Source organism: Enterococcus sp. DIV1758 (genome assembly GCF_051711985.1).
In the GTDB taxonomy this organism is placed as follows: Bacteria; Bacillota; Bacilli; order Lactobacillales; family Enterococcaceae; genus Enterococcus; species Enterococcus faecalis.
Genome location: NZ_JBIOOA010000001.1, coordinates 2,195,886 through 2,209,435, shown reverse-complemented (window position 1 = coordinate 2,209,435; position 13,550 = coordinate 2,195,886). Strand labels below are relative to the sequence as shown.

Here is a 13,550-nt window from a genome sequence, read left to right as displayed (position 1 = left end):
TTGTCATTTAATGGAATGTTTTTAAATACTGTTCTTTTTGTTTACGCGTTAATTTTTTAAAGGCGGCTTCGGCTTTGGTGGCCGCGCTACGTGTTTCAAATTTCTCTGTATGAATCATTTTGACTGGCCGTCGTTTGGCTAATCGAGTATATTTTGCACCAGTTCCGCTATTATGTTCGGTTAATCGACGTTCTGGCTCAGTTGTATAGCCACCGTAAAAGGAACCATCTTGGCAAAGTAAAACATAAAAATAATGGGATTTCTTATTCTCCATAAAGCATAGCCTTCATTTCTGCTTCGTATTCGTTCTTTTCATTGTATGTAAAAAGAGGTGGTAACACACGAAAACCGTCTTTTTTGCCTTGTTTAATGCCTTCAATTAGTAAAACATTAGCTTTTTTGCCTGGCTTCGGATAAACAAACCGAGCTTTTTTCGGCGCAATATTGGCGTTTTCCATGGCATGTAAAATATCCAGGAAACGATCAGGACGATGAACCATTGCGAGGCGACCATTTGTTTTTAATAAATCCGCCGACACAGTGACCACTTCTTGAAGAGACGTGTGAATTTCATGACGGGCAATCGCTAAGTGCGGGTTTGGATTTTTTTGGCTAGTTGGTCGTTCTTTAAAGTATGGGGGGTTACATAGTACTAAATCGACAGAATCTTTTTTGATGACCTCTGTCGCTTGTTTTAAATCACGTTCATACATCGTTACTTGTTTTTCCAATTTATTTAATAGAATACTTCGTTGACCCATATCTGCCAAACGAGGTTGTAATTCGATTTGGTCGATCTTTGCAGCTGTTTTCCGACTAACGAAGAGGCCGACCGCGCCATTGCCAGCACACAAATCGACAATCTTGCCTTTTTTTGGTAGTTGCGGAAAATTAGCCAATAAGACTGCATCAATGGAAAAAGAAAAGACTTCTTTGCTTTGAATAATTTGAATATCATCCGCATATAATTGATCAATCCGTTCGCCGGATAATAACATAGATTAAGAACCTCCAACTTTTCATCTGATTGTTCATGTATTATACTACTTTTAAACCCGTATGACAAAATCTGTTCCCTAGATTAGTGGGGGCATGTTATTTCTCTGATTGATAGAAGTAAAAAAAGCTTGTCAAAAGGTAGAGCTTTCGGCATACTAGAAAGCGGAGAGAAGAAAGGAAGAAAATTATGTTTTTTACATTTATGCGTGGCGTGGTTCGCGTCATTTTATTTGTGATTAATGGAAATGCACATTATGAAAATAAAGAAAAATTACCAAAAGACCAAAACTATGTCTTAGTTGCGCCGCATCGAACATGGTGGGAACCGCTGTATTTAGCTGTTGCAGGCAGTCCTAAGAAGTTTAGCTTTATGGCAAAAAAAGAGTTGTTTAAAAATCCTGTTTTACGTTTCATTTTAAAACATGCGAATGCGTTTCCGGTGGATCGTGAGAAGCCCGGTCCCAGCGCGATTAAAACACCTGTCAAAATTTTAAAAAATTCTGATTTAAGTTTGATTATGTTCCCTAGTGGCACGCGTCATTCCTCAGAATTAAAAGGTGGGGTAGCCTTGATTGCTAAAATGGGTCGAGTACCTATCGTGCCATCTGTTTATCAAGGTCCGTTAACTTTAAAAGAGTTGTTTAAACGTAAAAAAGTAACGGTTCGTTTTGGGGAGCCAATCGATATTAGCGATATTAAAAAAATGGATAAAGACGGTTTAGCTGAAGTGGAACGTCGAATGCAAGAAGCATTTGATCAGTTAGACAAAGAAATTGATCCAACTTTTAAATATGAATCAACAGAAAAAGAATAAAACAAACCGCTATAGAATAGGAATGTTACTGGCAGGTAGTCTCATCAAAAGATGATGCTCCCTGTCTTTTTTCTTGCGTTAAGAAAAAAGTTTGTTAAAAATCTAATTCTTCTGTCCGATTTTCTTAAAAAATACCAGAAATTTGTTATAATAATAAGAAGGACTTTTTTAGGCGGTGAAAAAATGAAATTTTTACATACAGCAGATTGGCATATTGGCAAAAAATTACATGGTTTTGATTTGTTGGCAGAACAAAGAGAAGCCTTTAAACAAATCTTAGCAATTGCGAAAGAAGAGCAAGTGGATGCTGTTGTGATCGCTGGAGATTTGTATGATCGCTCTGTTCCAGCGGTTGAAGCAGTCGAGGTTTTTAATGAAATGATGATTCAAATGAATCTCAAAGAGCATTTCCCCGTGTTAGCTATTTCGGGAAACCATGATAGCAGTACTCGTTTAGAAACAGGAGGCCCTTGGTTTAACCAAACGCAATTTCATTTGAATACGCGTTTAGAACAAGCCTTTCAACCAATTGAAATCGACAATACCCAATTTTATTTGTTGCCTTATTTTGAACCGATTGCGGCTCGCTTATATTTTGAAGATGAAACGATTCGAACGATTCAGGCGGCGATGGAAAAAGTTGTCGCGAAAATGCAGGAATCTTTTCTCCCCAACAAAAAACAAGTGTTAGTTAGTCATTTTTTTGTCGCTGGCAGTGAAAAAACTGATTCTGAAACAAAATTAACAGTGGGTGGTTTGGATGTTGTTCCAACGGCTTTGTTAGAGCCTTTTGATTATGTCGCGTTGGGCCACTTACATGGAAAAAATGCGTTGCAGGCACCTAATGCACGATACAGTGGTTCGCCTGTAAAATTTTCTTTATCAGAAATGACACAAGAAAAGGGTGTTTGGCTTGTTGAAACAGAAACTGAAGTTCATTTTCAATTCCGTGCTTTGAAACCATTACGAGACATTCAACAATTGACGGGCTCGTTTCAGCAGTTAACGGATCCCGCTTTTTATCAAGAAGTGAATCGGGAAAATTATTTACATGTCCAATTAACCGACCGAGCGATCATTCCCAACATGATGAATCAATTGCGAAAAATTTACCCCAAAATTATTGGGTTGGAACGTTTGAATGGTCGAGAAACAAGCAACGGAAATCAGAAAAAAGTGGTACAAATAGAACAACGTTCACCAGAAGAACATCTGCATGACTTTTTTAACGATGTGACAGGAGAGGCCTTGACAGAACAACAAGCACAATGGGTCCAAGAAGAACTGAGTACACTTAATCAATTAGAAAGAGGGAAGTAACAGGATGAAACCATTATCTTTAACATTGAAAAACTTCGGACCGTATATTAATGAAACCATTGATTTTACGAAGTTTGAAGATTCTTCACTTTTTCTAATTAGTGGAAAAACAGGGTCTGGGAAAACAACGATTTTTGATGGAATGAGCTATGCTTTGTTTGGTGAAAGTTCTGGAAAATTACGTTTAGGCAAAGAAATGCGTTCCACATTTGCTGACCCCTCAGAAGCCACTGAAGTTACTTTGCTTTTTAAACATAACGAGTATCTCTATGAACTGAACCGCCTTCCCGAACAAGAACTTTTTAAAAAACGTGGCACAGGAGTCCGTAAACAAAGTGCCAAAATTTCTTTAATTGTCAAAGATGCTCAAGGAAAAGAACTACGAGCCTATTCTAAAAGACGTGAAGTGGACGAACTCATTCAAGAATTATTGCATTTAAACGCCAATCAATTTGCTCAAATTGTATTGTTACCACAAGGAGAGTTTCGGACTTTTTTAATTGCTAAAAGTGATGAAAAAGAAAAGGTTTTGCGTAATTTATTCGGAACAGAATTGTATCAGTTGTTCAGCGAAAATTTAAAAGAACGCTTAAAAATTGCCAATCAAGAGATTCAAGAAACCCAGCAAAAAATTGAACTGAAAACAGAACAGTTGCATTGGTCAGAAGAACCTGAACCGACAATGACACTTTTTGAAAAACTTCAATTATTAGAAAGCCAACAACAAGAGGCTCAGCAACAACTATTAGTTGAAAGAGAACAAATTGCAACCTTAAAACAAGCCAAACAAGCAAAAGAGCAAGTTCGTTATGCTATTGAAGAACGGCAAAACTTGCAACAGCAAAAAGAAGAATTACTGGAAAAGAAAGCAAAACAAGCTGAACAGGAAACCGTCATTGAGCGGCTAAAGGAACAGATTCAGCAATTAAAATGGAGCCAAAAACAGCAATCTTTAGCTGAAAAAGTCTTTGAAAAACGAAGCGAAAAACAACAAAAAGAGCAAGAAACAAAGTCCAAACAACAAGCTCTCATGGAAACGCAACAAGCATTGACGGATTGGCAAGCAATCATGAGTGAGTTGGAAGAACAACAACCATTGATTGCTGAAAAACAAGAACGTCTTCAAACGATTCAACGTCAATTACCACAATACCAAGAATATGAACAGTTAGCCCAACGAAAAATAGCAGAGCAAGCCAATTATCAAGCCATTCAAGAAGAGTATGAATCTTGCCAACAGGAAAAAATAACATTAGAGGATAAAGTGGCGACAGCCAAACAATTTATTGAACAAGAAGGAACACTTGAAAAAGCAAATTTTGAATGTTCTAGTGTAGCAGATCATTGGCAAAATTTTGTAGAACGTTGGCAAAAAAATCAAAAAGCTTGGCAAAAAATTAGTCAAAACCAAGCGGAATTGCACGAGTTGACACAACGGTTTGCAGTTGAACAGCAACAAAAAAGCGCCGAAGAAGCGAAGTTGCAGACAAAGAAAAGTCAATGGGCCTCTTTACAAATCCAACGTTTAAGCTTGTTACTTGAAGAGGGGGCACCTTGCCCAGTTTGTGGCTCTTTAGAACATCCAAAGCAACAAACTCATCAAGAAGTTTCCCTAGAAGAGATTGATCAAGCGGAACGGGAATTAACGGAAGTTGAAAAAACGGTTCAACGATTTACTGAAACGCTCTCTGCATTAGGGGCGGAAAAGCAACAGAAAGAAAGCCAATTACAAGAACAGGAAGCTGCGTATACTGAGGAACAAGAACAATTAGCAGCCCAGTTTGCTGACTTGCAGTTGCCGTTAACAGGACTAACTTTTTCACAAGTAACACCTGCAGAAATTGCGGAAGTTGAGTCGCAATTAGCTAAAGAAAAACAACGAATAGCACAAAAACTAACGGAAATTTCAGTCGAAAAGGACCATCTAGCGGAACTAGAAGAACAAGTAGCTGAAAATTCCCAACGCTTTGAAGTGCTCCGACAACAAGTAGAAACAATGCAACAAAGTCTGGAAAGAATCACTATCCAGCAGCAAATGATTGCTAGCCAATTATTGGATGCAACCGTCACATATGAAGAAATGACCAAACAACAAGCTTTGCTTCAAGAAGAACTCTCTGCATTTGAACGTCAAAAAGAAAACGTGACGACACAAGGAGAAACCTTGAAGAAAGAAGAAATGATCCTTGAAAGTACCTTGACGCATTTGGAGAAAGAACAACAAACACTTCAACAAACAGTCGCGCAACTTGAGAGTCAGTTAAACGCAATTTTAACGGAACAAGGAGTGACAGAGGACCAATTGACGGAGTGGTTGAAAGAGGTACCGACACTAGAAAGTCAGCAAGAACAAATTTCTTTATTTGAACAAGAGCAAACCCAACTGACTATCCAACTCGCTGAAATTGAGAAAAAATTATCTAGTGATACGTTCCCAGAATTATCTTTAATCACCACAGAAATTGAACAAATAACACAACAAATTGAAGAACAAGAAAAAAAATACTATCAACTGCATGAAAAAATGCTGAACAACCAACAGTTGGTTCAAGAAATTAATGCGCAAAGAACAACAATTGAAGACAAGTTTGAGGAAGTTGCTGCACTACAACAGTTGGCAGATACGGTGAATGGCAATAATCCTAAAAAAATTAGTTTTGAACGGTATATGTTACAAACGTATTTAGAAAGAGTGCTGACAGTCGCTAATCAGCGTTTAGACCGCCTGACCAATAGTCGTTATCAATTTGAATTGAATCACGAAGCAGGCAGTTATCGGAATCAAACGGGGCTAGAAATCAATATTTATGATGACAATTCAGGGACGGTGCGCAGCGCTCACACGTTATCAGGCGGGGAAAGTTTTATAGCAGCGTTAGCTTTGGCACTTTCTTTAGCAGAAGTGATTCAAGAACAAGCAGGCGGAGTCTTAATTGATGCGTTGTTTATTGATGAAGGCTTTGGTTCCTTAGATGAAGAAGCATTGGAAATGGCAATGGAGGCGTTAGAAACGATTGAAAATGAAGGCCGCATGATTGGGATTATTAGTCATATTGGCGAATTAAAAGCACGAATTCCACAACAATTACAAATAAAAAGCAATGGGAATGGTCAAAGTACCGTTCACTATCAGCTAGCTTAGTAGAAGAGGAGGTGAGTCGATGAAATGGAGTATTCCAGAGCGAATCGTTGAACAAGGGCGCGAATATATGCAAGAAGGCCGGGTCTTATCTATCGTTCAAAATCCAGAAAAAAGGATCTGGTTGTCTGAGGTTTTAGGGGAAGAACTTTATCTTGTTGAATTGGATGGTACCGCCAAAGAACAAGATGTTTGTGAATGTCAATATTGGATGGAACATGGCTATTGCAAGCATACAGTGGCAGTTGAACTGGCACTGAAACAACGAGGCGTGTCAAGAATTATTCAAGCGAATCAAACAGTCAGTTTTGAGAAAACAAATCGATCAACAGCTGAAATGTTTACAAAAGGCTTTGCCAAATTAAGCAAAGCTTCTGCCGAAGTTCCCTTGCAGCCTTTACGTTTAGAATTTCATTTAGATGTGATTGAAACGAACAATTACTATCCAGAATTATCAACGATTGGTCTTTCTTTAAAAATTGGTTTGGAAGGCACCAAACCTAAAACATATATTGTGAAAAATATTGGTGATTTTTTACAAGCATATGAAAAAGAAATGACTTTTATGGTGAATAAACAACACCAATTTACTTTGCTACATGATTCTTTTTCAATGGAGATTCAAGAAATTTTAACAGAACTTGCGGCAATTTATCATACCAGCCAATTATTAGGTGCAAACGGTATTCAAGTTAAAGGGAAAATCGACAAACGTTATCTATTATTACCAATTGATCGCAGTCAATCGTTAGTTGAAAAAATGAATCGAACGGGTCAGTTTATATTGACCAATCAAACTCATAAGTATCGCTATCTAACGTTCAAAGAAACCAGTTTGCCACTTACGTTTACAGTGCAAAAAACCGAGGAACAAAGCTTCAAATTAACTATTCAGAATCCTATTACAACGTTTCTAGCCCACTATCACTGGGCGATTGCGGATCAAACGGTTTATTTACTAACAGAAGAACAGGAAGCCATCTACACCACGTTACTTCAATTAATGAAACGCTTGGAAGAGCCGTCAATTATTTATGAAAAAGAAACAGTTTCTGATTTATTTAGTGAAGTGTTACCATTATTGGAAAAAATTGGTCGAGTGTCTGTTGAAGAATCAGTTGAAGAATTAGTCGTCCATCATCCTTTAAAAGCAGTCTTTATTTTTAAGAAAATTAAAGGTCGGATTAACGCTCGGATTGACTATCACTATGGAGAAGTCATTTTCTCGACAAACCCGAAATATGCTCAATTACCTGAAGTTAATCAAGAAATCGTTCGAGATAAAGCAAAAGAAACAGCAATTAAACAGCAATTTCAACAGTTTGCCTATCAGCAAACAACCACAGGCTTTGAAAAAGTCTTACCTGCTGGAGAGTCCTTGTATTATTTCTTTAAAGCCGAGGTTCCAGCTTTCCGTCAATTAGGAGAAGTTCGGATGGGACGGAAATTACGGGAATTGTATTTAGATGCCCAGCATCATCAACCAACGATTGAAGTTGCGGAAGGGGATTCTTGGTTAGATATTCGGTTTGATGTCACTGGCATTGATGAAACCGAAATCGATGCAGTCTTGACTAGTCTGCTACGTAATGATGCTTTTTATACGTTAAAAAGTGGTGAAATTCTTGCTTTTGACTCAGAGGAATTTTTCCATACAAGTGCAATTTTAACGAAGCTGCGAAAAAATATGCATCAAGAAGACAATGTCATTCATGTGCCCAAAAATCAAGGTCTCATGATCGAAAGTTTATTAGAAGACAACGAGCGGGCACATTTTTCAGATTCCTTTAAAAAAATGGTCACGGATTTAACGCATCCAGAAAACTTTGAAGCGCAAGTCCCCAAAACCTTACAAGCAACGTTACGCCATTATCAAGAAACAGGGTATAAATGGCTGAAAATGCTTAGCCATTATCAATTTGGCGGTATTTTAGCTGATGAAATGGGTTTAGGGAAGACACTGCAAACCATTACCTATTTACTTTCGGAAAAAGAAGAAGAGCGCTTGAAAGGGACAGCTTTGATTGTCGCACCTGCAAGTTTAACCTATAACTGGTTAGCCGAAGTCAAACGTTTTGCGCCAACCTTAAATGTTCAAGTGGTTTCTGGCAACCGCCAAGAACGAGCAGCGCTTTTACAAAATAGCACTGAAGATATTCTGATTACTTCTTATGCAAGTATGCGACAAGATGTTCAGCTTTATCAGGAAATGCGTGTCGGCTATTTGATTCTAGATGAGGCTCAAATGGTTAAAAATAGTGGGACCAAAACGGCGCAAGCCTTAAAAAGTTTAAAAGTACCGCAACGTTTTGCATTAAGTGGCACACCAATTGAAAATAATTTAGATGAACTGTGGTCAATTTTCCAAATGATCTTACCGGGATTGTTCCCAGGCAAAAAAGCCTTTCGAGAAATTAAGCCGGAAGAAATTGCCAAAATGATTCAACCATTCATTTTACGACGAGACAAGAAAACGGTGCTCGCAGACTTACCAGAAAAAATTGAAAATAATATGTACAGTGTCTTAACAGAAGAACAAAAAACGGTTTATTTGGCCTATCTAAAACAAATGCAAGCAGATGTTAGTCAAATGGATCAGGCAACCTTCAAGAAAAATCGTATGAGTATTTTAGCAGGCTTGACCCGTTTACGACAAATCTGTTGCGATCCGCGTTTGTTTATTGAGGATTACACGGGAGGTTCTGGCAAAGTGGAACAAGTCAAAGACTTTTTAGTGGCTGCAAAAGAAAACAATCGTCGTGTTCTATTATTTTCTCAGTTCACAAGCATGCTTTCTATCTTAGAAAAAGAATTGAATGAATTAGGTTTAGAGACGTTCTATTTACGAGGAAGTACGAAGCCCCAAGATCGGTTAACGATGGCGAATGCCTTCAATGAAGGAGAAAAAGATGTCTTTTTAATTTCATTGAAAGCAGGGGGAACCGGACTAAATTTAACTGGTGCAGATACAGTTATTTTATACGATTTATGGTGGAATCCCGCAGTCGAAGAACAAGCGGCTGGTCGGGCACACCGCATGGGACAAAAAAAGGTTGTTGAAGTGTGGCGGATGATTGCAGAAGGAACGGTTGAAGAAAAAATGAATTCCTTACAGCAAGAGAAACGCGAGCTGTTCCAAAAAGTGATTCAAGGAAATGAAGAGCAATTAGCGAAAATGACGGAAGAAGATATTCGCACAATTTTAAGCATTGGAGAATAGAAAAAAACCTAACTACATTTCAAATTTGAAGCGTAGTTAGGCTTTTTTATTTTTAAAGATTAAATAATTTCTCCACAGTCGGACAAAGTTCAGTGAAACAAGTGACTTCTGCAAGGTGTGATGCAGGTTGGCAACTTGGTAGTTCACGAGAGCGGTGGTTAAACCAAAGAGAATGCCAGCCACCATTACGTGCGCCTACAATATCATTGTCATAACTATCACCAACATATAAAGTATGTTCAGGTTCCATACAAAATTGATTACAGGCTAAATCAAAAATTTCCTTTTCAGGTTTTTGAAAACCCGTACTTTGAGAAATAATGATATTTTGGCTTGGAACCCATTTTTCAAGATTCAATTGTTTAACTTTTTTAAATTGATGGTCTGTTGGACCATTTGTAATAATCCCCATCGGAATTTCCTTTTCTTGTAAAGTATCAAGAAGCTTAGTAACTTCTGGATGCATCGTAATATTATCCAATTCTTCTTCATAAACTTGTTGGAAAATTTTTCCTTCTTCTTGTGAAATTCCTGGATAGTTTAGATCCTTTAATGTTTCATTCATCCGGAAAAACCGCATGAAATCTAGGGACCATTCATTGGCTAAAACTTTCGGAAACGTTTCATCGCTGTGGTGTCTAAAACGAAGATACAATTCATGCATATCCTCTGTCGCAACGTTCGGGAAAATTTTAGTCATCGCATTTCGAAAGGGTTGTTGCTGATCGTACAGCGTGTCATCAACATCAAAAACAATGGTTCTCATTTAACAAGTGCACCTCTTAACTTTTTTACAAAACTTTTCATATGTTATATTGTAGCTGATATTTTCACAAATAAATAGAGTATTTTTCACTGTATTTCAAGGTTTTTCGCAGAAATCAAAGCCTTGCGGGAAAAGACAATTATAGTTATTTTTACCGAAAAAATGGAAACGATAAATGAAAAAATATTCTGATAATGAAAAGTTTGTGAAAATGATTTTGAGTCAAAGTTACTTAAATAACATGTGTTCTGATAGAAGTTAGAATTTTGCAAGAGACCGTCTTTTTCCGTATAATGAGTGAGAATGAAGGGGGAGAGTTAAGGAGTTATGTTAAAGCGTTTTTTTGGGTATTATCGACCTTATCGTCGATTATTTATTTTGGATTTTGGGTGTGCCGTTTTTGCGGGGCTGTTAGAGTTGGCTTTTCCAGTAGCAGTCAACCAAGTAATTGATAAGATTATGCCAAAAGGAGATTTTCGCCTCATTGCATTAGCTAGTGCGGGCTTATTTGCATTTTATATAATCAATACGTTTTTACAATTTATTGTGGTTTATTTTGGTCATATGTTAGGCGTGAATATTGAAACAGATATGCGTGAAGAATTATATCAGCATCTTCAAACACAACCGTTTGAGTATTATGATAATCAAAAAACAGGGAAATTAATGAGCCGTTTGACCACTGATCTTTTTGAAATTTCAGAAGTGGCGCATCATGGTCCAGAAGACGTCTTTATTACGATTATGACGTTAGCAGGTTCTTTTTTATTAATGTTAACCATTCACGTGAAATTAGCCATCGCTACGTTTATTTTATTGCCATTTATCACGATTGCGCTAGGCTATTTTAATAAAAAAATGACAAAAGCGAATACGGATATTTACGATAATTTAGGTGAATTTAATGCTGGGATTGAAGCGTCAGTAAGTGGGATACGTGTCACGCAATCTTTTGCAAATGAACCATTTGAACGAAAACAGTTTAATTATTTAAATCAAATGTATCGAAAATCGAAATTATATTTTTATAAGGTGATGGGTGTCAGTTCCGCCTATAATTACTTATTAATTCGTCTGATAAATTTATTTTCATTAATTTTTGGTGCGTATTATACAATTAAAGGAGAAATTACAGAAGGTCAGTTTGTAGGATTTATTTTATTAGCCAATATTTTTATTCGACCGATTGAAAAAGTCAATAATATGATTGAAAGTTATCCCAAAGGATTTGCTGGTTTTAAACGTTTTACGGAAGAAATGGACAAACAACCGGCCATCAAAGATTTGCCAGGAGCTGTTGCTGTTTCGCATTTAGAAGGAACGATTGCCTATAAAGATGTTTCATTTGCTTATGAAGATGGCACAAAAGTTTTAGACCATATCAATTTAAAAATTCAACCTGGTGAAACCGTTGCTTTCGTTGGACAAAGTGGTTCAGGAAAAACGACCTTGTGTAATCTGTTGCCTCGTTTTTATGAAGTCAGTAGTGGTGAAATTACGATTGACGATAGAAATATCCAGCAAATGACCTTGGCTTCATTACGTAAGCAAATTGGAATTGTTCAACAAGATGTGTTTTTATTCCCTGGAACATTACGAGAAAATATTGCTTATGGGAATTTAAATGCTACAGAAATAGACATTCAACAAGCGGTGAAATTAGCACATTTAGAACATGTAATTCAGCTAATGCCAGATGGCTTGGACACAATTATTGGCGAACGTGGCGTGAAATTATCGGGCGGTCAAAAGCAACGAGTGGCAATTGCGCGAATGTTCTTGAAGAACCCGCCGATTTTAATTCTAGATGAAGCGACTTCTGCATTAGATACAGAAACAGAGCAAGTGATTCAAGAGTCATTAAACTCGTTAGCTGACGGGCGAACAACATTAATTATTGCCCACAGACTGGCAACGATTAAACATGCTGATCGAATAATCGTGGTTAGTGACCAAGGAATTTTAGAAGATGGAACACATGAAACTTTGTACGCGCAAAGAGGCCATTATCGTCGGCTGTACGATGCTCAATTTAGAACATAAAAAAAACCGCGAATAAAAATTCGCGGGTTTTTATTATGTTTAGTTAGCGCCGAACTTTTCTTCCCAAACCAACAGCATTTTTCATTCGTTGAAGTGTTTTGTTGGCTACCTGGCGAGCGTTTTCTGCGCCCTCATCTAAAATCATATCTAATTCTTCTGAAGCTAGAAGCTCTTGGTAGCGCACTTGAATAGGTTCTAATAAGGCAACCACTGCTTCTGCTAAATCTGCTTTGAAGTCTCCATAGCCTTTGCCTTCGTAAGCTTGAACAAGCTCCTCAACAGTTTGACCTGTCGCAGCAGAATAAATATTTAGTAAGTTAGTAATGCCAGGTTTTTCTTCTTTATTATATTCAATTACACCAGTTGAATCAGTTACAGCAGAGCGGATTTTTTTGCGAATCACTGCTGGCTCATCAAGCATTGAAATAAAGCCCTTCACATTTGTATCAGACTTACTCATCTTTTTCGTTGGTTCTTGTAAGCTCATAATTCGACTACCTTGCTCAGCGATTTTTACTTCAGGCATCGTTAAAATTTCTTGATTTTTTTGGGCGTAACGTTTGTTGAAGCGTTCCACAAAATCACGTGTTAATTCTAAATGTTGTTTTTGATCATCTCCGACTGGCACTAAGTCAGCGTTGTACAACACGATATCACCAACCATTAATGGAGGGTATGTTAAAAGACCAGCGCTTACGCCAGCACGACCATTTTTTTGAGATTTATCTTTAAATTGTGTCATTCGCTCTAACTCACCAATAGAAGTATTGCACTGAATGATCCAACCAGCTTCTGCATGGGCACTCACTTCAGACTGTATGAAAATTGTTGCTTTTTGTGGGTCTAAACCAACCGCTAGGTAAAGAGCTGCTAAGCTACGAATTTGCTGGCGTAGCTTTTGCGGTTCTTGGGGAACGGTAATGGCATGTTCATCTACAATACAAAAATAACAATTGTATTCATTTTGTAATTCGATAAATTGTTTCATTGCACCAATGTAATTTCCGATTGTCGGAGTACCACTGGGCTGAATACCAGAAAAAATTGTTTTCATTAAATAACCACCTGACTTTAGACTTAAGATAGTGAATAGTTCTATTATACATTTTATTAGAAAAAAATACATGGGAACTTCTTGAAAAATCACCAAGAGAAGTAAATTATAACAGCAACCATAAAAATAGAAAACTGTATTACTTTTTTACAGAATCATAACGAATATCCATAAAATTTCATAAAAATTAACCCT

9 protein-coding genes are annotated in these 13,550 nt (G+C 37.3%); 5 read left to right on the top strand and 4 right to left on the bottom strand.

Annotation, left to right across the window (positions count from 1 at the left end; genetic code table 11):
- Window positions 1–7: 7 nt before the first annotated feature.
- The gene (locus IGJ52_RS10605; RefSeq protein WP_002356455.1) at window positions 8–274 is read right to left on the bottom strand and encodes a GIY-YIG nuclease family protein; all 267 of its coding nucleotides are present in this window, start codon (window positions 272–274) and stop codon (window positions 8–10) included.
- A complete protein-coding gene (locus IGJ52_RS10600; RefSeq protein WP_438792080.1) occupies window positions 264–998 on the bottom strand; it encodes a tRNA1(Val) (adenine(37)-N6)-methyltransferase in 735 nt (244 codons plus the stop codon). The genes IGJ52_RS10605 and IGJ52_RS10600 overlap by 11 nt, the downstream gene beginning before the upstream one ends.
- A gap of 188 nt (window positions 999–1,186) precedes the next feature.
- On the opposite strand from IGJ52_RS10600, the gene IGJ52_RS10595 reads away from it, so the two are divergent.
- The 4 genes from IGJ52_RS10595 to IGJ52_RS10580 are packed head-to-tail and all read left to right on the top strand — an operon-like array spanning window position 1,187 to window position 9,492.
- Window positions 1,187–1,813: a lysophospholipid acyltransferase family protein gene (locus IGJ52_RS10595; RefSeq protein ID WP_002356461.1), complete on the top strand. Its 627-nt coding sequence runs from the start codon at window positions 1,187–1,189 to the stop codon at window positions 1,811–1,813.
- A 51-nt stretch (window positions 1,814–1,864) separates the two neighbouring features.
- Window positions 1,865–3,133 carry an exonuclease SbcCD subunit D gene (locus IGJ52_RS10590; RefSeq protein WP_002382530.1) on the top strand — a complete coding sequence of 423 codons (1,269 nt, stop codon included), beginning with the start codon at window positions 1,865–1,867 and terminating at the stop codon, window positions 3,131–3,133.
- 4 nt (window positions 3,134–3,137) lie between these two features.
- Window positions 3,138–6,275, top strand: a complete 3,138-nt coding sequence (locus tag IGJ52_RS10585) for an SbcC/MukB-like Walker B domain-containing protein (protein ID WP_192445230.1) — start codon at window positions 3,138–3,140, stop codon at window positions 6,273–6,275.
- A 19-nt stretch (window positions 6,276–6,294) separates the two neighbouring features.
- The gene (locus tag IGJ52_RS10580) at window positions 6,295–9,492 is read left to right on the top strand and encodes a DEAD/DEAH box helicase (RefSeq protein ID WP_002362298.1); all 3,198 of its coding nucleotides are present in this window, start codon (window positions 6,295–6,297) and stop codon (window positions 9,490–9,492) included.
- Window positions 9,493–9,544: 52 nt separating this feature from the next.
- Here IGJ52_RS10580 and IGJ52_RS10575 read toward each other — a convergent pair whose 3' ends face one another.
- Entirely contained in the window at window positions 9,545–10,258 is a 714-nt protein-coding gene (locus IGJ52_RS10575) for an HAD family hydrolase (RefSeq protein WP_002356474.1), read from the bottom strand.
- A gap of 327 nt (window positions 10,259–10,585) precedes the next feature.
- On the opposite strand from IGJ52_RS10575, the gene IGJ52_RS10570 reads away from it, so the two are divergent.
- Window positions 10,586–12,301 carry an ABC transporter ATP-binding protein gene (locus tag IGJ52_RS10570; protein WP_025186673.1) on the top strand — a complete coding sequence of 572 codons (1,716 nt, stop codon included), beginning with the start codon at window positions 10,586–10,588 and terminating at the stop codon, window positions 12,299–12,301.
- Between the two features lie 43 nt (window positions 12,302–12,344).
- Here IGJ52_RS10570 and trpS read toward each other — a convergent pair whose 3' ends face one another.
- Window positions 12,345–13,355, bottom strand: a complete 1,011-nt coding sequence (gene trpS, locus IGJ52_RS10565; protein ID WP_002359559.1) for a tryptophan--tRNA ligase — start codon at window positions 13,353–13,355, stop codon at window positions 12,345–12,347.
- Window positions 13,356–13,550: the final 195 nt, after the last annotated feature.

Coding starts and splice junctions, on each gene's coding strand:
- IGJ52_RS10605 (WP_002356455.1), bottom strand. CDS start 274: ATGGAGAATAAGAAATCCCATTATTTTTATGTTTTACTTTGCCAAGAT.
- IGJ52_RS10600 (WP_438792080.1), bottom strand. CDS start 998: ATGTTATTATCCGGCGAACGGATTGATCAATTATATGCGGATGATATT.
- IGJ52_RS10595 (WP_002356461.1), top strand. CDS start 1,187: ATGTTTTTTACATTTATGCGTGGCGTGGTTCGCGTCATTTTATTTGTG.
- IGJ52_RS10590 (WP_002382530.1), top strand. CDS start 1,865: ATGATGCTCCCTGTCTTTTTTCTTGCGTTAAGAAAAAAGTTTGTTAAA.
- IGJ52_RS10585 (WP_192445230.1), top strand. CDS start 3,138: ATGAAACCATTATCTTTAACATTGAAAAACTTCGGACCGTATATTAAT.
- IGJ52_RS10580 (WP_002362298.1), top strand. CDS start 6,295: ATGAAATGGAGTATTCCAGAGCGAATCGTTGAACAAGGGCGCGAATAT.
- IGJ52_RS10575 (WP_002356474.1), bottom strand. CDS start 10,258: ATGAGAACCATTGTTTTTGATGTTGATGACACGCTGTACGATCAGCAA.
- IGJ52_RS10570 (WP_025186673.1), top strand. CDS start 10,586: ATGTTAAAGCGTTTTTTTGGGTATTATCGACCTTATCGTCGATTATTT.
- trpS (WP_002359559.1), bottom strand. CDS start 13,355: ATGAAAACAATTTTTTCTGGTATTCAGCCCAGTGGTACTCCGACAATC.